The sequence below is a fragment of the Roseateles sp. P1_C1_2 genome (assembly GCF_056406535.1).
In genome coordinates this window covers 89,543-110,017 of the sequence record NZ_JBFUAB010000001.1, presented here as the reverse complement: position 1 = coordinate 110,017, position 20,475 = coordinate 89,543, and the positions used below count along the sequence as shown (strand labels likewise).

Sequence of the window (20,475 nt, the reverse complement as noted above, 5' to 3'; positions counted from 1 at the left end):
CCATGAATGCTGGGCAGGCGTGGATGGTGCCACGTCACGGGCCAAAGCCCGTCAGATGACTGCGGTGGGAGCCGAATGCCCGCGCCATCTGGTTCAGGCGCTCCTTGGCCTGGGCGGCCGTGACGGCCTGAGGCGCCGCGCGCAGCTCCGCCGGGAAGCGGCCCACGCCGGCAAACAGGCAATACCAGGACGGGCGCAGATACATCAGCCCGGCGCCATGGCGTTCCAGCTCGGCTTCGAAATCGCCGCCACGGTCCCAGACATCCAGCAGGCTGGCTAGACGGTCGGAGACGTTGCGGTTGGCGCGGTTGGCACGCCAATAGTCGGTGTCGCGCCGCGTGTTGAGCTGGTAGTGGGCGACGACATAGTCGCGCACGCCTTCGAACATCGCGTTGACGCGCTCGTTGTAGGCCGCCTGGCGTGCGCGGCCGAAGCCGTCGCTTTCGCAGTCGGTGATGAACTGCTCGACACTGAGCTGGATCAACATCAGCGCCGTCGCCTCCAGCGGCTCGATGAAGCCCTGGGCCAGGCCGATGGCGACGCAGTTCTGGCGCCAGTGCTGCTTCACACGGCCGACGCGCATACGCAGCCGGCGCGCGGTTGCGCCTTCAGCTGCGGGGCCCAGCTGCTCGCGCAGTTCGCGCTCGGCCTCGTCGTCGCTGACGAAGTCCGAGCTGTAGACATAGCCATTGCCATAGCGCGTCGTCAGCGGGATCTGCCAGGCCCAGCCGTGGCGCAGCGCCGTCGACACGGTCTCGCAAGGGATGTCATCACCGTCGACCAGCGGCGTCGGGATGGCGATGGCGCGGTCGTTGAAGAGGTTGTCGCGATAGGCGTGGAAAGGCTCGCCGAGCGTCTCGGTGATCAGCAGGCCCTTGAAACCACTGCAGTCCACAAAGAGATCGGCATCGATGCGGGCGCCGCTCTTCAGGTGCACGGCTGCGATATCGCCGTTCTCGCGCTGTTCCACACGCGCCACCGTGTCGACGACGTGGCGCACACCCAAGCCGACGGCGTGCGCTCGCAGGAAGCTGCCCAGCTTGCCGGCGTCGAAGTGATAGGCATAGTCCGTGCCCAGCGGCGCACGGCGCTGGCGGGCCAGCTCGGCCGCGAGGAAGAAGTCCTGCGGGTTGGCGTCCGCGGCCTGGCCACGTCGGCGCAGGCAGGCATTGGTGAAGAAGAGATTGCCCAGCTCACGGTCCGCTTCGCTGAAGAAGGGGTGGACGTAGCTCTCGTAGCCGGCCACGCTGCTCCAGCCGGGGAAGCGGATGCTGCTCTTGTAGGTCGCATCGCAGGCCGGCATCCAGTCGCGCTCTTCAATGCCTAGCGTGCGGAAGAAGTGGCGCAGGAAGGGCGTCGAGCCCTCGCCGACACCGATGGTCCCGATATCGGCCGACTCGATCAACGTGACCTCGACGCCGAGCTTGGCCCAGCGGTGGCGAAGCAGATTGGCCGTCATCCAGCCGGCCGTGCCGCCGCCGACGATGGCGATGTGCTTCGGTGTGGTCATGCAGCGGGCAAAGCGAGGCGGACTTCAAAGCCGCCGTTGGGGTGATTCCGGAAGCGCACGCTGCCGCCATGGTCGGCGACGATCTCGCGCACGATGGAAAGGCCCAGGCCGAGGCCTTCCTTGCGCAGCGCGGCACCGTGGTCCAGGCGTGTGTAGGGCTGACCGAGCTTGGCGAGCGCACCCTCAGGCACGCCGGGCCCATGGTCGCGCACGGTCACCAGCACCAGGCCGTCCTCGTCACTGCCCACGCTCACTTCGACCGGCCGCTCGGCGTCGCCGTAAAACATCGCGTTGTCGAGCAGATTGCCGATGGCACGCTTGAGCGCCAGCGGCTTGCCGAACACGGTCAGCGGCTCGTTCTGCAGTTCGATCTTGTGCCCGCCCATGCGCGCGTCCCGCACCATCTTCTGCAGCACGAGGTCGATGCGCAGCGGCGCGCGGTTCTCGTGGATGTCGGTGTCCTTGACGATCTGCAGCGCCGTCTTCACCATCATGTCCAACTCGTCCAGGTCCTCGTGGAACTCGTCCTGCACGGCGGTGTCGTCCAGCAGTTCGCTGCGCAGCCGCAGCCGCGTGATCGGCGTTCTCAAATCATGAGAAATGGACGCGAACAGCCGCTCGCGGTCCCCTATGTAGCGGCGGATGCGCTCCTGCATGTCGTTGAAGGCCTCGATGGCCCGCCTGACCTCCTGCGTGCCGCTGACGCGCAGCGGCTTGGGCGCCACGCGCCTACCCACGCGCGCCGCCGCCTGGCTCAGGCCGGCCAGCGGCCGCGTGATGGCGCGCACGGCGATCAGCGTCAGCAGCACGGCCAGGCCCAGGGCCAGCAGTTGCGGCGTCAGGCGCTGCCAGGTGAAGAACTCCAGCTGCTCCAGGAAATAGGGGTCGGGCAGGGTACTGCTCAGATACAGCCACTGGCCCGGTTCGGTCTCGGCCTGGATGACGAGGAAGGGTGCCGGCCGCTCGGCGGCGATCAGCGACGGCTCGACCCAGCTCTCGGGCAGATCGCTCAACAGCGCGCCGCCGGGTGACACGGCCAGGCCGATCGGCGATGCGAGCACGACGCGCACCGTCGTTCCCTTGGGCAACTGGGCCGTCAGCTCCTGGGTGACCTGCTGCTCCAGCATGCGGGCCATCGGCTGGGCGGGCAGCGGCGCCACGGTCACGGCGGCGCCGTTGAAGAAGACGAGGAAGCGTGTGCCTCCCATGGTGCGCAGTTGCTCGATGAGCAGCGGTCGGTAGGCCGCCGGCAGCTCGCGCAGCGCGCGCACCGCGCCGATTGCGCCGCTGGCGACGTGGTGCGCAGCCAGCTCCGTTTGCCGCCGCACGCGCTGCTCGACCTGGCTGTACCAGACGAGGTTGACTGCAAGCTGCACCAGGGCCAGGCCACCCAGCATGGCCAGCACGAAGCGGCCCTGCAGGCTGTCGAACAGGAAGCTGCTGGCGCGCTGCGGCCAGCGGCGCAAGGGCGTTGGCGGGCCGGCGTCCTCGGCCTCAGAGGGCATGCCTTGGCGTCACCGTGGTCGAGAACACATAGCCTGAACCGCGCACTGTCTTGATCAGCGCCGGCTGCTTGCCGTCGTCCTGCAGGCGCTGGCGCAGGCGGCTGACCTGCACGTCCAGCGACCGGTCCAGCGGGCCCAGGTCGCGACCGCGCGTGACCTCGGCGAGGCGGCTGCGGTCCAGCACCTCGCCAGGGTGCTCCACCAACAGCTTCAGCAGCTGGAAGTCCATGCCCGAGAGCGCCGTCGCCGTGCCGTCGGGGTCGATGAGGCTGCGCTCCAGCAGGTCCAGCGTGAAGCCGTTGAAGGCGTAGTAGCGCGGCTCCTTGGTCTTCTCCTGGCCGGTGCGGCGCGTGATGGCCTTGATGCGCGCCAGCAGCTCGCGCGGGTTGAAGGGCTTGCCGAGGTAGTCGTCGGCGCCCAGCTCCAGGCCGACGATGCGGTCGGTCTCGTCGGCGCTGGCCGTCAGCATGATGACCGGCACCTCGGAGCGGCGGCGCACCGACTGGCACAGCGTGAAGCCCTCGGTGTCGGGCAGCATCACGTCGAGGATGCACAGGCTGATCTCGTCGCGGTGGCGCTCGAACTCGGCCATGAAGCTGGCGCCGTCGTGGGCCAGCAGCACCTCGTACTGGTTCTTCTCGAGGTAGGTCTTCAGCAGGCTGCGGATTTTCTGGTCGTCGTCGACGATCAGGATCTTGCGCGGGGTCATGGTGTGGCCTTGGAGTTCTTGGGGGCGAGGGCGCGCAACAGGCCCTGCAATTTGCGCTGGGCGGCGGCGGGCGTCTGGCTCGGGTCCAGCGCAAAGCGGTGGACGGTTTCGATGATGGCGTTCTTGCCGATCTCGCCAAAGGCCATGCGGTGCACGAGGCTGGGCACGCGCGGCGTGTTGGGGTTGGCGAAGAGATGGAAGGAGGCCTGCGCGCAGGGGTCCAGCTCGTCCACCGGCACGTCGCGGCGCACGGGGATGGAGCCCTTGATGCGGTTGTAGCCCAGCTGCAGCGTGGCGCTGCCGAGCAGCTCGGCCATCTTCTCCTGGTCGGCCTGGCTGCCGCCGCTGCCGGCCAGCATGGCCAGGGTGTCGATGCTGTAGAGATGGGCCTGGGCGGTGCCGGGCACGGCCTTGCAGCTGAAGTCGCGTTCGCCCTCCAGCCCCATGGCACCGAGCTCGCCGCGGGCCCAGTCGCCCATGATCATCATGGCGGCGCGCTCGTTGGCAAAGTCGGCGACGACGTCGGTCCAGGGGCGCTCGCCCGGTGCGGCGCCTCCTGCCGAGTTCGCGGGCAGGGCCAGGTTGCGCCAGTTGCGCAGGCGCTTGAGTGCGCGCTCGAGCGCGGGGTCGTCGAAGGCGCTGAGGTCGCGCTGCTCCAGCATGCGGCGGTACAGGGCCGGACCGGCTTCGCTGAGCAGCATGGCCTCGAAGATGGTGGCCACCTGCCAGGGTTCGTCGCTGAAGGCCACCGGCGTGATGCCCGCCGCGCGCAGCTTGACGGCGGCACGCTCCAGGCCGTCCCAGTCGCTCGGCGGTTCGATGCCCAGACGCTTGAACAGCGCCTTGTTCAGGTAGAGGTTGTTGATGCGCTGGATGCCCAGCGGCGCGGCGACGATGTGGCCGTGCACGGTGACCTGGGCCATGACCTGCGGGAACATGACCTTGGACCAGTTGCGCTTCGCCGCGACGCCGTCGAGTTCGAGCAGCAGGCCCATGTCGGCCCACTCGTTCATGGACGCGCCATTGAGCTGGGCCACCTTGGGCGCCATGCGGCGCAGGATGCGTTCGTTCAGCACCTTGATGGCCGGGCCGCCGCCGCCGCCGGCCACGGCACCGTCCACCCACTTCAGGCCGTTCTCGGCCATGCGCGCGGCCACATGGTTGGCCGCGGCGCGTTCGCTCGCCGACGTCCACCAGTGCAGCACATTCAACTCACCGGCGCCCTCGACCGCGGGCGTGGCCGCCGCTGGGCCGGCCGCCATGGCCGCACAACTCCAGGGCAAGACCGCCAACGCCAACATGCGACGCATCTTGCGGGCCGCCCGGCAGCGCCAACCTTGCGTTGTGTACGACTTCTGTAATGTTGTGTGACTCAAGGACAACCGCCACCTGCCGGGAGGCGGAGATTGTCTTGTTCAGCGTTGCAAAAGGCGATTGGGGCTTACCGTGACTCTCAGTTGTAAGCGAGGGCTTGCGCAGCCGGAATCCGCAGCGCTCGACGCGCAGGCAGGGCGCAGGCGATGAGCGAAATCAGCGCCATCAAGCCCAGCCATCCGAAGGCCACGCCAGCGCTCGGCACCAGCCGCCACGGCACGCTGAACATGATGCGGCCAAAGGCCACCTCGAGCAGGGCGCTGATGGGCAGGGCCAGGGGCAGCGATGTCAGCCAGGCGAGGGCGACCAGCGTGAGGCCTTCGGCCTGCACCATGGCGAGGATGGCGCCATCGCGCGCGCCGATGGCACGCAGCACGCCGATCTCGCGGCGGCGCTCCAGCACGGCCAGGCCCATGGTCGAGGCCAGGCCCATGGCGCCGACGGCGATCATCACCAGGCCCATCGCGCCGAGGAAGTCGACGACCATCAGCAGGTGGTCCTCGACGACGCGGCGGCTCTCGGCCTGGGACTGGGTGGCGGCGACGCTGATGCCGGCTTCGGTGAAGGCCTCGCGCAGCTGGCGCGCGGCGTCGAGCAGGGCGACGGAAGATTCGGGGCGGTCCAGGCGCAGCACAAGGCTGGTGGCGAGCTCATTGCCGGCCAGCGCATCCAGCGCGGCACGCGATGCATAGGCCAGGGCCTGCGGGCCGGCTTCGACAATACCGACGACGGTCCAGTCGCGCTCGGCGATGCGGTGATGACTGCCGACGCTCAATGCGGGCTGCTGCCTGAGCAGCAGGCGGCTGACGACGAGTTCCTGGGCGGCCCCGTCGCTCAGCCAGTGGCCTTCGACCAGGTGCGGTGCCAGCAGCCGGCCGGCGGACGGCACGCCGAGCAGCGTCAGGGGTTCGGCCCCCAGGCTGGTACGCAGACCGCGCCAGGCTTCGGCGCCTGCAATGCCGGGCACGTCGGCAGCCAAGGCCTCCAGCCGGGCCGCCGGCGTCGGCACGCCGACACGCACCTGCAGCTGATAGCGCTGCGCATCGAAGAGATCGTCCACCGAGCCGCGCACGGCGCTGCGCAGATTGGCCGCGCCCAGGTACACCGCGCCGCCGCTGGCCAGGGCCAGCACGGTCAGCAGCATGCGCTGGCGGCGGCGGAAGGCATTGCCGATCGACAACAGCAGCGGCCGCGCCCAGCCGCCCAGCAGCGGCACCATCCGGGCCGCGAGGGCGCCGCGCTTCAGACCCAGGGCCTGGCCTTCGCGGGTGATGCCGATGTCGCGCAGCGCCTCGCCCACGGGCCGGCGCAGGGCCGCGCGCACCGGCAGTGCGGCCGCCGCCAGCGGCAAACCGACGCCGACCACCAACTGCAGCGCGACAGCCCAGAAGGGCGTCGCGACGCCGTCGAGCGGAAAGTTCAGCAGCTCGGCCTTGAGGCCACCGTAGATGCGGCCGAGCCAGAGCGCGGTGGGCAGGGATATGGCCGACGCCAGCAGGCCCAGCGCCCCGGCCTGCGCCAACACCATCACGCCTATCTGCGCGGGCGAGCCGCCCAGCACCTTCATGACCGCGATCTCGCGCGTCTGCCCGGCCAGCATCGCGCTGACGAGGTTGACGACCAGGAAGCCGCAGGCCAGCAGCGCCAGCAGACCGAAGGCGCCTTGCGTCATCAGCAGCGAGTCCATCTGCGCGGCGTGGATGTGCTGGCCGGGCTCGGGCACGTCGATGCTCTTGACCGTGTAGCCGCCTGCGGTCAGCGCGGCTTTCAAGGCATCGACGGCGCCACGCACCTCTGCGCGCGTGGCGTGCTCGTCGCGCACGCGGAACTGCAGTTCGTTGAAGCCGGCCGGCGCACCCAGCCGCGTCAGAACGGCCTCGCTGCCGTAGAGATAGACGAGGTTCTCCATCCAGCCCGGCGCCTGGCTGACGTCGCGCACCAGGCCCTTGATGTCGACCGACGCGGTCTCGGCGCCGGCCAGGCGCAGCGACACCGGCTCGCCGACACTGGCACCCGAGAAGTCCAGCGAGGAGCGCTCTATCCACAGCCCGCCGTCGGTCGGTGGCGTGTCGAGCTGCAGCCGCCCGATGTCGGCGCGCTGGAAGTCGTCCATGGCGATGACGACGGCGTTGCGCGAGCGGCCATTGGCCTGCACGGCCGCCATCACGCTGCGCCGCAGCCGTGCGCCCGCGATGTCGGGCCGGGCTTTCGCCAGGGCCAAGGCGCGTGCGTCCGCGCGCTCCAGCACCAGCGTGGCCGAGACCGGCATGCTGGCGCGATAGCCCTGGTCGGTGGCACGCTCAACCAGCGCCCAGGCGTTCAGGATGATGCCGGCAGCGGTCAGGCCGAGCGCGACTGCAAGCACGACGAGCAGGCTGCGCGCGCGATGCTGCCAGAGGTCGCGCCAGCTCTTGAGCGCAGGGGAGCGCTGGATGAGTCTCCGCGATGCGGCGCGCCCTGGTTCGGGATGAGCTGCAAGGCGCAAACCGGAGTCATAGCTCTGGCTATGGCGAGGATTTGCAACGCGGCAGATCGCCCAAAGCAGGGATGCGCAGCGCGCGAGGGACTTGTTCAGCACTTCCCTAGTCATGGCGGCGGTCCTCGACGAGGCGGCCGTCGCGCAGGCGCAGGCTGCGCTGCACCTGGCCGAGTGCGGCGGCTTCATGCGTGACCATGACGATGGTGACGCCCTGTTCGCGCGCCAGCTCGGCCAGCAAGGTCAGCAGCGCCTCGGCGTTGACGGAGTCGAGGTTGCCGGTCGGTTCGTCGGCCAGGATCAGCGCCGGTGCGTTGGCCAGCGCCCGCGCCAAGGCCACGCGCTGCTGCTGGCCTCCCGACAAGGCCGCCGGGAMTTTGTCGGCCTGGTCGGCGACGCCCAGGCGCTCGAGCAGGGCCCGCGCCCGCTCGGGCCGCTCGGCCGCCGGCCATTGGTCGCAGAAGTCCATGGGCAGCATGACGTTCTCCAGCGCCGTCAGCGTGGGCAGCAGCTGGAAGAACTGGAAGACCACGCCGACGGCCTTGCCGCGCCAGCGTGACAGGGCCCGTTCGGGGAGGGCGCGCAGGTCCTGGCCGGCGACGCTGAGCTCGCCGCTGCCGGCGCGATCGATGCCGGCGAGCAGGTTGAGCAGGGTCGACTTGCCGCTGCCCGAGGGGCCGACGACGGCGACGAATTCGCCGCCCTGAATGTCGAGGTCGAGGCTGCTGAGGGCGTGGAATTCACCGCCCGCGACGGGGTAGCTCTTGCCGACGCCGCGCAGGCGGATGAGTGAGGTTGGGGTGTCCATGGCGGCCAATGTAGGAAGCGGTGGGGCCGGTGGCGCGCCGTTCGACGGCGTGGTTCTGCCACTCGGCGAATCGCCCCTCGCCAGGCGTCGCGCGTGTCGCGATGCTGGCGCCATCCCTTACCTGGAGACACCATGAAAGCCCTTGTTCTCTCGCTCGCCCTTGTCTTCACCGGCGTCGCCCATGCCCAGCATGGCGGTGGCGCGCCTGCCGTGACCGCCGCCGTGCCGGCCGAGGCCGCACAGTTCGATTTCCTCGTCGGCCAGTGGGAGCTGGAGGTGAGCCCGAAGGTCAACGGCCTGGCCGCGATGATCCACGGGGCGCCGAAGCTGGTGGGCAGCTGGAAGGCCTGGAAGGCCTTCGACGGCTATGGCCTGGACGACGAGCTGCGCATCCTCGACGCCTCGGGCAACCCGGTGTCGCTGAACCACAGCCAGCGCATCTTCGACAGCAAGACCAAGCGCTGGCTGGTCAACGGCCTGGATGTCTATCGCGCCCGCTTCGGCAGCAGCACGGGCCAGTGGCAGGACGGTGAGATGCGCCTGGAGGGCAGCAGCCAGAACGCCGAGGGCAAGACGGTGACGACACGCACGCGCTACCTCGAGATCACGGCCGACCGCTTCAAGATGCGCCAGGACCGCTCCTATGACAATGGCGCAACTTGGGAGGAAGGGACGCTGACGGTGGTAGCCAAGCGAGTCTCACGCAAGGCAACTCGATAAGCGAAGCAAAGATGGGGCGAGCCTGGATCTGGGTGCAATGGCTGATCGGCTGGCTGCCGGTGGCCGCGCTGTTTGCGGTGCTGATGATGACGGTGCACGGCGCCGGCATTCATGAGGCGCTGCATTACTCGCTGCGGCTCATGGCGACGGCGGCCGTGCTCGGCCTCGTCGTGCACCGGGTCACCGCTCGCCTGCCCTGGCCGCATCCGATGCGGCTGGCCTTCCTGGCCAAGCATGCGCTGGGTGCAGCCCTGTACGCCGTGGCCTGGGTGCTGGCCAACAGCGCCGTCGAGAGCCTGATGGTGGGCCGCACCGTGCTGGTGATCGGGCCTGGCATCGCGGCCTACCTCGTCACCGGCGTGTGGTTCTACGTGATGATTGCCGGCGTTGCCTATGCCCAGCGCGCCGCCGCCCGCAATGCCGAGCTGGAGGCCCTGCAGGCGCGCAGCCAGCTCGCGGCGCTGCGGGCCCAGCTGCACCCGCATTTCCTGTTCAACGCCCTGCACACGGTGGTGCAGCTGATCCCGCTGGACCCCGCGCGCGCCACGCGCGCGGCCGAGCAGCTCGCGGCCCTGCTGAGGGCGAGCTTCGACAACCCGCGCGAGCTGGTCACGCTGCGCGAGGAATGGAAGGTCGTGCAGCTGTATCTGGACATCGAGGCGATCCGATTTGGGGAGCGCTTGCGCGTCATCACCGAGTTCGAGGAGGCGGCGCTGAACGAGCTGCTGCCCAGCTTCGCGCTGCAGACGTTGGTGGAGAACGCGGTGCGCCATGGCGCCGCGCCGCGGGTGGAGGCGACAACGGTGCGGGTCAGTGCGCGTGTCGAAGGCGAAACCCTGAGGATCGCCACGGCGGATGACGGCATGGGCGCCGAGCCCGCCGCACTGGAGGCCGGCGGCACCGGCCTGCGCCGGCTGCGCGAGCGGCTGGGTTGGCTGTACGGTGCCAGCGCTTCGCTGACCGTGCAGACGGCGCCCGGCCAGGGTCTGCGCGCCGAGCTTTGCCTGCCGCTGAAGGACGAGGCGTGAGCGCCGCGTCGGGCCGCCCCAAGCAAGCTCGCTCCCGCTTGGCGGAACAGGCCGTAGGCCGAAGGGTGCGCCAATGAGCGAAGCCGCCGTCACCGCCCTGATCGCCGACGACGAACCCGTCGCCCGCGCCGGCCTGCGCCATCTGCTGCGTGGGCTGCCCTGGCTGCACTGCATCGGCGAGGCGGCCGATGGCTCGGCGGCTCTGGCCGATATCCAGCGCCTCAAGCCCGAGCTGGTCTTCCTGGACATCCAGATGCCGGGTCTGCTGGGCACCGAGGTGTTGCGCCGCCTGGCCGAGTCCGGCACGCCGCCGCTGGTCATCTTCACGACGGCCCATGCCGAGCATGCGATCACGGCCTTCGAGCTGGGCGCGCTGGACTATCTGCTCAAGCCCTTTGGTGCCGAGCGCCTGAACGCCACCTTGGAGCGCGTGCGTGCGGCCCTGGGCGAGCCCGTCCCGCCGGCGCTGGAGCGTCTGGCCGAACTGCTGGGCCGTGGGCCGCTGACGCGGCTCTTCGTGCGCAGCGGCGCGGCCATCGTGCCGGTGGCGGTCAGCGAGGTCAGTCATTTCGAGGCCGTGGGCGACTACGTGGCCGTGCATGCCGGCGGCGCCGAGCATCTGCTGCACCTGGCGCTGGCGCGGCTGGAGGAGAGGCTGGACGCCGAGCGCTGGGTGCGCATCCACCGTGGCTGCATCGTCAACCTGGATGCGGTGGCGCGCTTCCGGCGCCTGGCCAACGGCCAGCTCAGCGCCGAGCTGAAGGACGGCCGGGCGCTGATGGTCAGCCGCAGCCGGTCCCAGGTCTTGCGCGGGCTGGCTGGCTGAATCAAACCGGGGCGCGGCTGGCCCGTTTCCGTGCGCCGACCCGATGCTGCAGTACACCAACGGTGCGAAATGCACCGTGACAGGGCTGTCATGGGCGGTAACCGTGCGACGGGGAGGGCGGTTGCGGGTGTGACGAAGTGCACAAAGCTGGCACGAGGCTTGCGCTCTTGCCTTCCGGCTACTCGACCCCCTCACCCCAAAACCCGGAGGACTCCCGATGCTTCGCCGTTCTGCCCTTGCGCTGGCCGCTGCCGCCAGCCTGTTCGCCCCCACCGCCTTTGYCGCCGACACCATCAAGGTGGGCGTGCTGCACTCGCTGTCCGGCACCATGGCCATCTCCGAGACGGTGTTGAAGGACACCGTGCTGATGGCCATCGACGAGATCAACGCCAAGGGCGGCCTGCTCGGCAAGAAGCTCGAGCCCGTCACCGTCGACCCAGCCTCCAACTGGCCGCTGTTCGCCGAGAAGGCCAAGCAGCTCATCTCGCAGGACAAGGTCGCCGTCGTGTTCGGCTGCTGGACCTCGGTGAGCCGCAAGTCGGTGCTGCCGGTGTTCGAGCAGACCAACTCGCTGCTGTTCTACCCGGTGCAGTACGAGGGCGAGGAGCTGAGCAAGAACGTCTTCTACACGGGTGCCGCGCCCAACCAGCAGGCCATCCCCGCCGTGGAATACCTGATGAGCAAGGACGGCGGCGGCGCCAAGCGCTTCGTGCTGCTGGGTACCGACTATGTGTACCCCCGCACCACCAACAAGATCCTGCGCGCCTTCCTGAAGAGCAAGGGCATCCCCGACGCCGACATCATGGAGGACTACACCCCCTTCGGCCATGCGGACTACCAAAGCATCATTGCCAAGATCAAGAAGTTCGCCGCCGAGGGCAAGAAGACGGCCGTCATCTCCACGATCAACGGCGACTCCAACGTGCCCTTCTACAAGGAACTGGGCAACCAGGGCCTGAAGGCGACCGACGTGCCGGTGGTGGCCTTCTCCGTGGGTGAGGAAGAGCTGCGCGGCGTGGACACCAAGCCGCTGCAAGGCCACCTGGCCGCGTGGAACTACTTCATGTCGATCAAAGCGCCGGCCAACGACGCCTTCATCAAGAAGTGGAGCGACTACGCCAAGGCCAAGGGCATCGCCGGCCACAAGGACAAGCCGCTGACCAACGACCCGATGGAAGCCACCTACATCGGCATCAACATGTGGGCGCAGGCCGTCAAGAAGGCCGGCAGCACCGATACCGACAAGGTCATCGCCGCCATGGCCGGCCAGACCTTCACGGCACCTTCGGGCATCACGTCCAAGATGGACGAGAAGAACCACCACCTGCACAAGTCGGTCTTCATCGGCGAAGTGAAGGCGGACGGCCAGTTCAACGTGGTGTGGAAGACGCCCGGCCCGGTCAAGGCCCAGCCGTGGAGCCCCTACATCCCCGAGAACAAGGGCAAGAAGGACGAGCCCACGAAGTAAGCCGCAGCGAAGCTGCGGGGCGCCGCCCGACCGGCCAGGCCGGGTTGGGTGGTGCTCGCTGGAGAGGCGCGCGTGCTGTCGCACCGCGCTGGTTTTGACTCGGCTGGGCCTTCATGATCAAGCGACTTCTTTTCGGTTGGCTGCTGGCGCTGTCTGGCCTTCAAGCCTGGGCAGCGCTGCCCCCCGAGCTGCTTACGCGCATCGCAGCGGGGGAGGGCGATGAACGTGTCGCCGCCCTCAACGAGGCCGTGGCCCAGGCTGACCCGGCGCTGGCGGACTATCTGCATGCCCTGCTCGACGGCCGGGTGCGGCTGCGCGAGGGCAAGGCGGTCGTGGCCGCCGAGGGTGCCGCGCCACCTGACGGTGAGGAGCCCATGCTGAACAACCGCCTGCGCCGCGAGATCGACTCGGCGCTGGCGGGGCTGGCCTTGCTGTCCAAGGACCGCGATGCGCGCGCCAAGGCGCTGGTGACGCTGCGTGAAGACGCCAGCGCCGCCAAGCTGCCGCTGTACGAACGTGCGCTGGCTGCCGAGACCGATACGGAACTGCGCAGCCAGTTGAGTGCGCTGGTGGCCGGCGCCAAGCTGTCGTCCACCGATCCAGGTCAGCGCCGTGCCGCGGCGACCGAGCTGGCTGGCAGCGCGGACCCCGCGACGCGCGCCTTGCTGCTGGAGCGCATGAGCGCCGAGACCGACCCCGGCGCCAAGGCCGCGATGCAGTCGACGATAGCCGCCATCGGCGACCGCCTCGCCTGGGGCGAGCGCGCCCAGTTGCTGTTCTCGGGCCTGAGCCTGGGCTCGGTGCTGCTGTTGGTGGCCCTGGGCCTGGCCATCACCTACGGCCTGATGGGCGTCATCAACATGGCCCACGGCGAGCTGTTGATGGTGGGCGCCTACGCGACCTACTGCGTGCAGCAGGGCTTCCGCGCCTGGCTGCCGGCGGCCTTCGACTACTACCTGTGGATTGCGCTGCCGGCGAGCTTCGTCGCCGCCGCCCTGGTGGGTGCCGCCATGGAGCGCACCGTCATCCGCTGGCTCTACGGCCGGCCGCTGGAAACGCTGCTCGCAACCTGGGGCATTTCTCTGGTGCTGATGCAGGCCGTGCGCACGCTGTTCGGTGCGCAGAACGTGGCGGTGGAGAACCCCACCTGGCTGTCCGGTGGCTGGGCCCTGCTGCCCAATCTGACGCTGCCCTACAACCGCCTCGCCATCCTCGCCTTCGCGGCCCTGGTGCTGGGCGGCATGGCCCTGCTGCTGGCCAGGACGCGCCTGGGCCTGATGGTGCGCGGCGTGACGCAGAACCGCCGCATGGCCGCCTGCGTGGGCGTCAACACCGCCAAGGTGGACACGATGGCGTTTGCGCTCGGCTCAGGCATCGCAGGCCTGGCCGGCTGCGCGCTGAGCCAGATCGGCAACGTCGGCCCCGACCTGGGCCAGAGCTACATCGTCGATGCCTTCATGGTGGTCGTGCTCGGCGGTGTGGGCCAGCTTGCCGGCACCGTCTACGCCGGCCTGGGACTGGGCGTGCTGTCCAAACTGCTGGAGGGCTGGCAGGGCGCGGTGCTGGCCAAGATCGCGCTGCTGATGCTGCTGGTGCTAGTCATCCAGAAGAAGCCGCAAGGCCTGTTCGCGCTGAAGGGCAGGTCGGTCGAATGAAGAAGCCTCTTCTCATCGCGGTGGCCGTCCTGCTGCTGCTCGTGCCGCTGCTGCACCTGGCCTTCCCGCCCGGCCATGCGCTGCATCTCAGCGAGTTCTACGTCGGCCTGCTCGGCAAGTTTCTTTGCTTTGCCATTTGTGCCCTGGCCTTGGACCTCATCTGGGGTTTCGGCGGCATCCTGTCGCTGGGCCATGGGCTTTTCTTTGCCCTTGGCGGCTATGGCATGGGCATGTATCTGATGCGCCAGATCGGCCGCGAAGGCCAGTACCAGTCGGACCTGCCGGACTTCATGGTCTTCCTGAACTGGAAGGAGCTGCCCTGGCACTGGGCGCTCAGCGATTCGCTGGTCGGCCAGATCTTCCTGGCGCTCGCGGTGCCCGGCCTGCTGGCCGCGGTGTTCGGCTATTTCGCCTTCCGCTCGCGCATCCAGGGCGTCTACTTCTCCATCATCACGCAGGCACTGACGGTGGCGGCCATGCTGCTGTTCTTCCGCAATGAGACGGGCTTTGGCGGCAACAACGGTTTTACCGACTTCAAGCGCCTGGCCGGCATGCCGCTGAACACGCCGGGCATGAAGGTCGGCCTGTGCGTGGCCAGTGGTGTGGCGCTGATCGTTTGCTACCTGATCGCCCGTGCGCTGACACGCAGCCGCTGGGGCCGCATCCTGCAGGCCATCCGCGACGCCGAAGGCCGCGTGCGCTTCCTCGGCTATGACCCGGTCGCGTTCAAGCTCAGTGCCTACGTCATCTCCGCGCTGATGTGCGCCCTGGCCGGCATCCTCTATGTGCCTCAGGTCGGCATCATCAACCCGGGCGAAATGAGCCCGGCGGCCAGCATCGAGATGGCCATCTGGGCGGCCGTGGGCGGCCGCGGCACGCTGATCGGGCCGGTGCTGGGCGCCTTCTTCGTCAACGGCACCAAATCGGTCTTCACGGCCTGGTGGCCAGAGGGCTGGCTCTACATCCTCGGCGGCCTCTTCATCGCGGTGACGCTGTTCCTGCCACAGGGCTTGATGGGCTTGGCGCGGAGGTTCAAAAAATGACGCCAGAACTTCTCGAAGCCGGTTCCGAGGCGCGCTCGCGCGCGCTGACCCGCATCGCCACGGCCGGCGAGCCCATCTTCAACCAGGGCGTGGCCCTCTACGTCGAAGACTTGAAGGTCGCCTTCGACGGCTTCCAGGCGCTGGGCGGCTTGTCGTTCACGGTCGGCGTGGGCGAGCTGCGCTGCGTCATCGGCCCCAATGGCGCCGGCAAGACGACAACGATGGACTGCCTGACCGGCAAGACGCGGCCCGACAGCGGCCGCATCTTCTTTGGCAGCAACCTCAACCTGCGCCTGATGAGCGAGCAGCAGATTGCCCGCGCCGGCATAGGCCGCAAGTTCCAGAAGCCGACGGTGTTCGAGGCGCTGACGGTGACGGAGAACCTCGAGCTGGCGCTGGCAGGGGACCGTCGCGCGCGCTTCGCGATGCGTGCCAGGCTGAACGGAGAGCAGCGCGACAGGTTGGATGAGCTGCTAAAGACCGTTCACCTCGCCGAGGAAAGCGGCCGCGTTGCCGGACTGCTGTCGCACGGCCAGAAGCAGTGGTTGGAGATCGGCATGCTGCTGGCCCAGAACCCCAAGCTGCTGCTGCTCGACGAACCCGTGGCCGGCATGACCGACGAGGAAACCGAGCGCACCGCCGAACTCTTCCTGAGCCTGGAAGGCAAGCATTCGCTGGTCGTCGTCGAGCACGACATGCTTTTCGTCGCGACGCTGGCCGGCGCGCATCGCACGGTCACCGTGCTGCACGAAGGCCAGACGCTCGCCGAAGGCACCATGGTGGCCGTCCAGTCGGATGAAAAAGTGATCGAGGTCTACCTTGGCCGATGAAATTCTTCGCGTCGAGTCGCTTCACCAGCACTACGGCGGCTCCAACATCCTGCGTGGCCTGAGCTTCGACTTGAAGCCCGGCGAGATCACCGTCGTGCTGGGCCGCAACGGCGTCGGCAAGACGACGCTGCTGAAGAGCCTGATGGGTGTCGTGCCCGTTACCTCAGGCAGCATCACGTTGGCCGGCGAGCCCATCAACAAGCTCAAGACCCACCAGCGCGTGCGCGCCGGCCTCGGCTACGTGCCGCAAGGCCGAGAGATCTTCGGCCGGCTGTCGGTCATCGAGAACCTGCAGATGGGTTTGAGCAGCCAACCCGCCGGCACACCACTCTCGCCCGAGCTGTTCGAACTTTTCCCCGTGCTCGCGAAGATGCGCTCACGCCGCGGTGGCGACCTGTCGGGTGGCCAGCAACAGCAGCTCGCCATCGCCCGCGCGCTGGCACCGGGGCCGAAGGTGCTGCTGCTGGACGAACCGACCGAGGGCATCCAGCCTAACGTCATCCAGGACATCGGCCGCGTCATCAAGCACCTGGCCCACGACAAGGGACTGTCGGTGGTGCTGGTCGAGCAGTTCTACGACTTTGCCGAAGAGCTGGCCGACCAGTATTTGCTGATGCAACGGGGCGAGATCGTCATGCGCGGGCGGGGCAAGGACATGGCGGCGGATGGGGTGAGGGAGAGGTTGGCGATCTGAGCGCGGATCCCGTGCGTGCTGCAATGATGCGCATGCCTGCGCGCAACTGCTATTGCAGCCTCAGGGAGAAGAATCCAAGACTTTTGGAGTCACAGGGCATTCCACACGGGTTCTGCGGTATCTGATCTGTGATCGCTGCGGCCAACCCGGGCATATGCGTCATGCGCCCGGTGCAGCCCCATACACAGGCGCTTGGTGTGACGGTTGTTATCGCGTCACGGCCATTCGCAACAATGCACGAATGATCCTTTTTCTCGGAGCTGGCGCGGGGTTGGTCTTTGGGCTACGTGCGATCGTGCTTTGGCTGGGCGGATAGTCGGCAATGACTCGACGCTTCGTCCGATTTCTGCTTTTCAGTCTTCTTGCGCTACTGGTAGCTGTGGCAGCCCTGTTTGCGCTGGCGCTGTACTTGAATCGAGATCGGGTCAGCGCCTTTTATGTCGTCAACGCCGAGCTGGGGGACATCGGCTACCTGGACAAGCTCCAGATCGCTCTGCAGGGTAGCGATCCCTTCCGGGAGGATCTGGGTTTCGGCTTCTCGGCTCACCGGTTGAAAGCCGGACAGGGCACGGTGCTGGCTTACCGCCACTTCTCGGAAGGCAGCGTTCTGGGGATGGACGACGAGACCTATCAGAAGCTCACGGTCTTTCTACGCCCGCCGGTTTCAATGGCAGCCAGGCAGTCGCTGCGCATCCCGGAGCAAGGTGTCGCGCTGCTGTCATCGGGCGGTTCGGCGTGGCCGCGCAACGACTGCTCCGGATACATCCACGGAATCGTTGAGCTCACACCGCTCGGGTCGGAAGTCGTCGTTCGAATTCAAGGGAGCTTCGAACCGCAAGGCAACCGGGACCTTTGGCACACGTGCAAGCCGCGAGAGTTCGCTCTCCAGTTTCAGGCTTCGCCAACTCGGTTGCAGGATCTCAGTCCTTGGCAAGGCGGCGCCGGCGCTGCACGCCCCTACGAGGAAACCTATGCTCGCTAGGAGCGCAGATTATGTTCATGGAAGCGCCACCGCTGGGCAGCGATTAAGCGTGCAAAGACGCGTTGGTCGAGAAGGACGATGGTCCAAAGCAAACCTGAGGTGTCATGCAAATCACCGCCGCGACCCCATCCGACATCGAGCCCGCCGTCAGCTGCCTGGCTACGGCCTTCGCGCACGATCCGATCACGGGCTATCTGCTCCAGACTGGACCTGAGTACCGGCAGCATCTGACGCAGTTCTTCTCGCTGCTGATGGGCGCGCGCCTCGTGCTTGGCATGCCGGTGCTGGTGGCGCGGGATGCGGCCGGCATTCATGGCGCGGCGATGGGCTACGACACGACTCGGCCCGAGTGGCCCAAGCGCTTCTCAGATGAATGGGACCACTTCGAGAAGGCCGTCCGCGGCATGGCCGAGCGCATGGCGATCTATGACGAGATCGCCGACAAGAGCAAGCCGACCGTGCCCCACTACTACCTCGGCGTGCTCGGCCTGGACCCGGCCCTGCAGGGGCGAGGCGTCGGGATGCAGTTGCTGCGGTCCTTCTGCGAACTCTCGGCTGCGGACCCGCTGTCTGCCGGCGTCTACCTGGAGACGGCAAATCCAACGAATGTCAGCTTCTACGAACGCGCTGGCTTTGAGCAGACCGGCCGAGGCCGCCTGGGTGACGCGACGTTGTGGTGCATGTTCCTGCGCCACAACGTCTAGGTGCTCTATTCGCCGCCTTGCGCCGCCTCCAGCCACAGCACCGCAAACCACCCGTTCGCGTCTGTCCACACCTTGCCCGGCCTGAAGCCCGCGCGTTCGGCCAGGGCCTGGAAGCCTGACACGGTGTATTTGTGCGAATGCTCGGTATGCAGGGTCTCGCCCTCGCTGAACGCGTAGACCTCATCACCCAGCCGCAGCTCCAGCGGCCGGGTCGCGCGCAGATGCATCTCGATGCGGCGGTAGGCGGGGTTGTAGAAGGCCAGGTGCTCGAAGCCGTCGGGCGGGTACTCGGCGCCCAGCTCCTGGCGGGCACGCTTCAATACATTGAGGTTGAAGGCCGCCGTGACACCCGCTGCGTCGTTGTAGGCCGCGTGCAGCACATCGTGGTCCTTCACGAGGTCGACGCCTATCAGCAGGCCGCCACCGGCCAGCTCGCCGGCGGCCAGGCGCAGGAAGGCGTCGGCCTCGGCCGGTGTGAAATTGCCGATGCTGGAGCCCGGGAAGAAGCCGACGCGGCGGCTGCCGTCGGGGCAGGGCGGCAGCGTGTGTGGCCGCGTGAAGTCGGCCACCAGCGGCTGGATGGCCAGGCCGGGGTAGTCGCCCGCCAGGCCGTCGCAGGCGGCCAGCAAATGCGGGCCGGAAATGTCCACGGGCACGAACTGCACGCTGTCGCGCGGGATGGCGTCCAGCAGCAGGCGCACCTTGCGCAGCGCGCCGGCACCGTATTCGACGAGCTGCACCTGGCCGCCCATCTGCGCGGCCATGTCGGCGGCATGTGCCTGCAGCAGCGACAGCTCGGTGCGCGTCGGGTAGTACTCGGGCAGGTCGCAGATCTGCTCGAAGAGTTTGGAGCCAGTCTCGTCGTAGAAGTATTTGGGCGAGATCGCCTTGGGCGCGCGGCTCAGCGCCGCATGCAGGTCGTCTGCAAACTGTTCGTTGTCGGCCGCCGCTCGCGGCTGGCGCCATTCGATTCCTGGTTTCATCTTGCGAGCCTCAATCCACTGAATTGCCAGCGCGCGGCTGGCGGAAAGAAATTGCGGTAACTCGGCCGCGCATGGCCGGTTGGCGTGGCGAGGCTGCCGCCGCGCAGCACCTGCTGGCCGACCATGAACTTGCCGTTGTATTCACCCACCGCGCCCGCCGCCGGCTTGAAGCCGGGGTAGGGCGCATAGCTGGAGCGCGTCCATTGCCAAGCTCCCCAGGCTTGGTCGGCCGCCTGCTGGAAACCTTGCAGGGCCGATGCGGCCTCCCACTCGAACTCGGTCGGAAGCCGTGCGCCAGCCCATTCGGCAAAGGCACAGGCCTCGTAGAAGCTGAGCTGCATGACGGGCGCGTCCGGGTCCAGGGGCTGCACGCCATGCAGGCCGAAGACGCTGCCGTCTTCCTGCCAGTAGGCCGGCCGCTGCCAGCCCTGGGCCTGTACGGTGGCCCAGCCGTCGGACAGCCACAGCAGGGGCTCGCGGTAGCCGCCGCTGGCGATGAAGTCGGCGTATTCGCCGCAGGTCACGAGGCGGTTGCTGATCTCAAAGGGCGTCACCAGGGCTTGGTGGCGAGGGCCCTCGTTGTCGAAGGCGAAGCCGTCGCCCCCATGGCCGACGTCGACGATGCCGCCTGCGTGCTTCAGCCAGACCTGATCCGGCGCTATCGCTTTCTGCGGCGCTGAGGCGTCATAGGCCGGCAGCAGCGGGTTGCAGGAAAAGGCATGCAGGATGTCGGTCAGCAACAGCTCCTGGTGCTGCTGCTCGTGGTGACAGCCCAATTCGATGAGGCGGCGGGCCTCGTCGGCGGCCGAATTCTTCAATTGAGGCAGCAGATCGGCCAGCGCCGCATCGACATGGGCGCGATACGCCTTCACTTCATCCAGCGACGGCCGGCTCAGCAGGCCGCGCTGCGGGCGGGCATGGCGCGGGCCCAGGCTCTCGTAATAGGAGTTGAACAGGCGCGGCCAGCGCTCGTCGAAGACTTCGTAGTCGGGCAGATACGGCAGCAGCACCAGGGTCTCGAAAAACCAGGTCGTGTGCGCCAGATGCCATTTGGCGGGGCTCGCGTCGGGCATGGACTGCAGCTGAGCATCCTCGTCGGACAGCGGCGCGGCCAGTGCCAACGACTGGGCGCGGGTGGCGCGGAGAAGGTCGGACAACAT

At 68.0% G+C, this 20,475-nt stretch carries 18 protein-coding genes; 10 read left to right on the top strand and 8 right to left on the bottom strand.

All coding sequences use genetic code 11. From position 1 onward, the window contains the following. Positions 1-34: 34 nt before the first annotated feature. The 6 genes from AC1D2H_RS00490 to AC1D2H_RS00465 form a co-directional block, all read right to left on the bottom strand. Positions 35-1,510: a tryptophan halogenase family protein gene (locus tag AC1D2H_RS00490; RefSeq protein WP_478009488.1), complete on the bottom strand. Its 1,476-nt coding sequence runs from the start codon at positions 1,508-1,510 to the stop codon at positions 35-37. Further along, on the bottom strand, positions 1,507-3,015 hold the full coding sequence (locus tag AC1D2H_RS00485) for an ATP-binding protein (protein ID WP_478009487.1): 1,509 nt from the start codon (positions 3,013-3,015) through the stop codon (positions 1,507-1,509). The genes AC1D2H_RS00490 and AC1D2H_RS00485 overlap by 4 nt, the downstream gene beginning before the upstream one ends. Next, a complete protein-coding gene (locus AC1D2H_RS00480; RefSeq protein ID WP_477934763.1) occupies positions 3,005-3,724 on the bottom strand; it encodes a response regulator in 720 nt (239 codons plus the stop codon). The genes AC1D2H_RS00485 and AC1D2H_RS00480 overlap by 11 nt, the downstream gene beginning before the upstream one ends. Then, the gene (locus AC1D2H_RS00475; RefSeq protein WP_478009486.1) at positions 3,721-4,986 is read right to left on the bottom strand and encodes an ABC transporter substrate-binding protein; all 1,266 of its coding nucleotides are present in this window, start codon (positions 4,984-4,986) and stop codon (positions 3,721-3,723) included. Before AC1D2H_RS00475 ends, AC1D2H_RS00480 begins: the two co-directional genes overlap by 4 nt. Before the next feature lie 191 nt (positions 4,987-5,177). Further along, the gene (locus AC1D2H_RS00470) at positions 5,178-7,463 is read right to left on the bottom strand and encodes an ABC transporter permease (RefSeq protein ID WP_478009485.1); all 2,286 of its coding nucleotides are present in this window, start codon (positions 7,461-7,463) and stop codon (positions 5,178-5,180) included. Positions 7,464-7,680: 217 nt separating this feature from the next. After that, positions 7,681-8,382, bottom strand: a complete 702-nt coding sequence (locus tag AC1D2H_RS00465) for an ABC transporter ATP-binding protein (protein WP_478009484.1) — start codon at positions 8,380-8,382, stop codon at positions 7,681-7,683. A 132-nt stretch (positions 8,383-8,514) separates the two neighbouring features. Here AC1D2H_RS00465 and AC1D2H_RS00460 point away from each other — a divergent pair, with 132 nt between their 5' ends. The 10 genes from AC1D2H_RS00460 (at position 8,515) to AC1D2H_RS00415 (ending at position 18,332) form a co-directional block, all read left to right on the top strand. Beyond that, positions 8,515-9,102, top strand: coding sequence for a hypothetical protein (locus tag AC1D2H_RS00460; RefSeq protein WP_478009483.1), 588 nt, complete (start codon positions 8,515-8,517; stop codon positions 9,100-9,102). A gap of 11 nt (positions 9,103-9,113) precedes the next feature. Then, complete coding sequence (locus tag AC1D2H_RS00455; protein WP_478009482.1) at positions 9,114-10,130, top strand: sensor histidine kinase; 1,017 nt, start codon at positions 9,114-9,116, stop codon at positions 10,128-10,130. A 73-nt stretch (positions 10,131-10,203) separates the two neighbouring features. Beyond that, a complete protein-coding gene (locus AC1D2H_RS00450) occupies positions 10,204-10,956 on the top strand; it encodes a LytR/AlgR family response regulator transcription factor (protein WP_478009481.1) in 753 nt (250 codons plus the stop codon). 217 nt (positions 10,957-11,173) lie between these two features. Next, positions 11,174-12,424, top strand: a complete 1,251-nt coding sequence (urtA, locus tag AC1D2H_RS00445) for an urea ABC transporter substrate-binding protein (protein WP_478009480.1) — start codon at positions 11,174-11,176, stop codon at positions 12,422-12,424. A 113-nt stretch (positions 12,425-12,537) separates the two neighbouring features. Beyond that, the gene (gene urtB, locus AC1D2H_RS00440) at positions 12,538-14,079 is read left to right on the top strand and encodes an urea ABC transporter permease subunit UrtB (RefSeq protein WP_478009479.1); all 1,542 of its coding nucleotides are present in this window, start codon (positions 12,538-12,540) and stop codon (positions 14,077-14,079) included. After that, on the top strand, positions 14,076-15,122 hold the full coding sequence (gene urtC, locus AC1D2H_RS00435; protein ID WP_478009478.1) for an urea ABC transporter permease subunit UrtC: 1,047 nt from the start codon (positions 14,076-14,078) through the stop codon (positions 15,120-15,122). The genes urtB and urtC overlap by 4 nt, the downstream gene beginning before the upstream one ends. Then, positions 15,119-15,952 (top strand): urea ABC transporter ATP-binding protein UrtD, encoded by an 834-nt coding sequence (urtD, locus tag AC1D2H_RS00430; protein WP_477934743.1) that lies wholly within the window; start codon positions 15,119-15,121, stop codon positions 15,950-15,952. Before urtC ends, urtD begins: the two co-directional genes overlap by 4 nt. A 1-nt stretch (position 15,953) precedes the next feature. After that, complete coding sequence (gene urtE, locus AC1D2H_RS00425) at positions 15,954-16,646, top strand: urea ABC transporter ATP-binding subunit UrtE (RefSeq protein WP_477934821.1); 693 nt, start codon at positions 15,954-15,956, stop codon at positions 16,644-16,646. Positions 16,647-16,968: 322 nt separating this feature from the next. Beyond that, positions 16,969-17,628 carry a hypothetical protein gene (locus AC1D2H_RS00420; RefSeq protein WP_478009477.1) on the top strand — a complete coding sequence of 220 codons (660 nt, stop codon included), beginning with the start codon at positions 16,969-16,971 and terminating at the stop codon, positions 17,626-17,628. A 104-nt stretch (positions 17,629-17,732) separates the two neighbouring features. Beyond that, positions 17,733-18,332: a GNAT family N-acetyltransferase gene (locus tag AC1D2H_RS00415; protein ID WP_478009476.1), complete on the top strand. Its 600-nt coding sequence runs from the start codon at positions 17,733-17,735 to the stop codon at positions 18,330-18,332. Between the two features lie 5 nt (positions 18,333-18,337). Here the strand turns inward: AC1D2H_RS00415 and egtD are convergent, their stop codons facing one another. Together egtD and egtB are read right to left on the bottom strand one after the other, a co-directional pair. Then, positions 18,338-19,315, bottom strand: a complete 978-nt coding sequence (gene egtD, locus AC1D2H_RS00410) for an L-histidine N(alpha)-methyltransferase (RefSeq protein WP_478009475.1) — start codon at positions 19,313-19,315, stop codon at positions 18,338-18,340. Continuing rightward, the gene (egtB, locus tag AC1D2H_RS00405) at positions 19,312-20,475 is read right to left on the bottom strand and encodes an ergothioneine biosynthesis protein EgtB (RefSeq protein ID WP_478009474.1); all 1,164 of its coding nucleotides are present in this window, start codon (positions 20,473-20,475) and stop codon (positions 19,312-19,314) included. Before egtB ends, egtD begins: the two co-directional genes overlap by 4 nt.

What these genes read in the sequence shown, in the direction of transcription:
- AC1D2H_RS00490 (WP_478009488.1), bottom strand. Translation starts at nt 1,510, where the DNA reads ATGACCACACCGAAGCACATCGCCATCGTCGGCGGCGGCACGGCCGGC.
- AC1D2H_RS00485 (WP_478009487.1), bottom strand. Translation starts at nt 3,015, where the DNA reads ATGCCCTCTGAGGCCGAGGACGCCGGCCCGCCAACGCCCTTGCGCCGC.
- AC1D2H_RS00480 (WP_477934763.1), bottom strand. Translation starts at nt 3,724, where the DNA reads ATGACCCCGCGCAAGATCCTGATCGTCGACGACGACCAGAAAATCCGC.
- AC1D2H_RS00475 (WP_478009486.1), bottom strand. Translation starts at nt 4,986, where the DNA reads ATGGCGGCCGGCCCAGCGGCGGCCACGCCCGCGGTCGAGGGCGCCGGT.
- AC1D2H_RS00460 (WP_478009483.1), top strand. Translation starts at nt 8,515, where the DNA reads ATGAAAGCCCTTGTTCTCTCGCTCGCCCTTGTCTTCACCGGCGTCGCC.
- AC1D2H_RS00455 (WP_478009482.1), top strand. Translation starts at nt 9,114, where the DNA reads ATGGGGCGAGCCTGGATCTGGGTGCAATGGCTGATCGGCTGGCTGCCG.
- AC1D2H_RS00450 (WP_478009481.1), top strand. Translation starts at nt 10,204, where the DNA reads ATGAGCGAAGCCGCCGTCACCGCCCTGATCGCCGACGACGAACCCGTC.
- urtB (WP_478009479.1), top strand. Translation starts at nt 12,538, where the DNA reads ATGATCAAGCGACTTCTTTTCGGTTGGCTGCTGGCGCTGTCTGGCCTT.
- urtC (WP_478009478.1), top strand. Translation starts at nt 14,076, where the DNA reads ATGAAGAAGCCTCTTCTCATCGCGGTGGCCGTCCTGCTGCTGCTCGTG.
- urtD (WP_477934743.1), top strand. Translation starts at nt 15,119, where the DNA reads ATGACGCCAGAACTTCTCGAAGCCGGTTCCGAGGCGCGCTCGCGCGCG.
- AC1D2H_RS00420 (WP_478009477.1), top strand. Translation starts at nt 16,969, where the DNA reads ATGACTCGACGCTTCGTCCGATTTCTGCTTTTCAGTCTTCTTGCGCTA.
- AC1D2H_RS00415 (WP_478009476.1), top strand. Translation starts at nt 17,733, where the DNA reads ATGCAAATCACCGCCGCGACCCCATCCGACATCGAGCCCGCCGTCAGC.
- egtD (WP_478009475.1), bottom strand. Translation starts at nt 19,315, where the DNA reads ATGAAACCAGGAATCGAATGGCGCCAGCCGCGAGCGGCGGCCGACAAC.
- egtB (WP_478009474.1), bottom strand. Translation starts at nt 20,475, where the DNA reads ATGTTGTCCGACCTTCTCCGCGCCACCCGCGCCCAGTCGTTGGCACTG.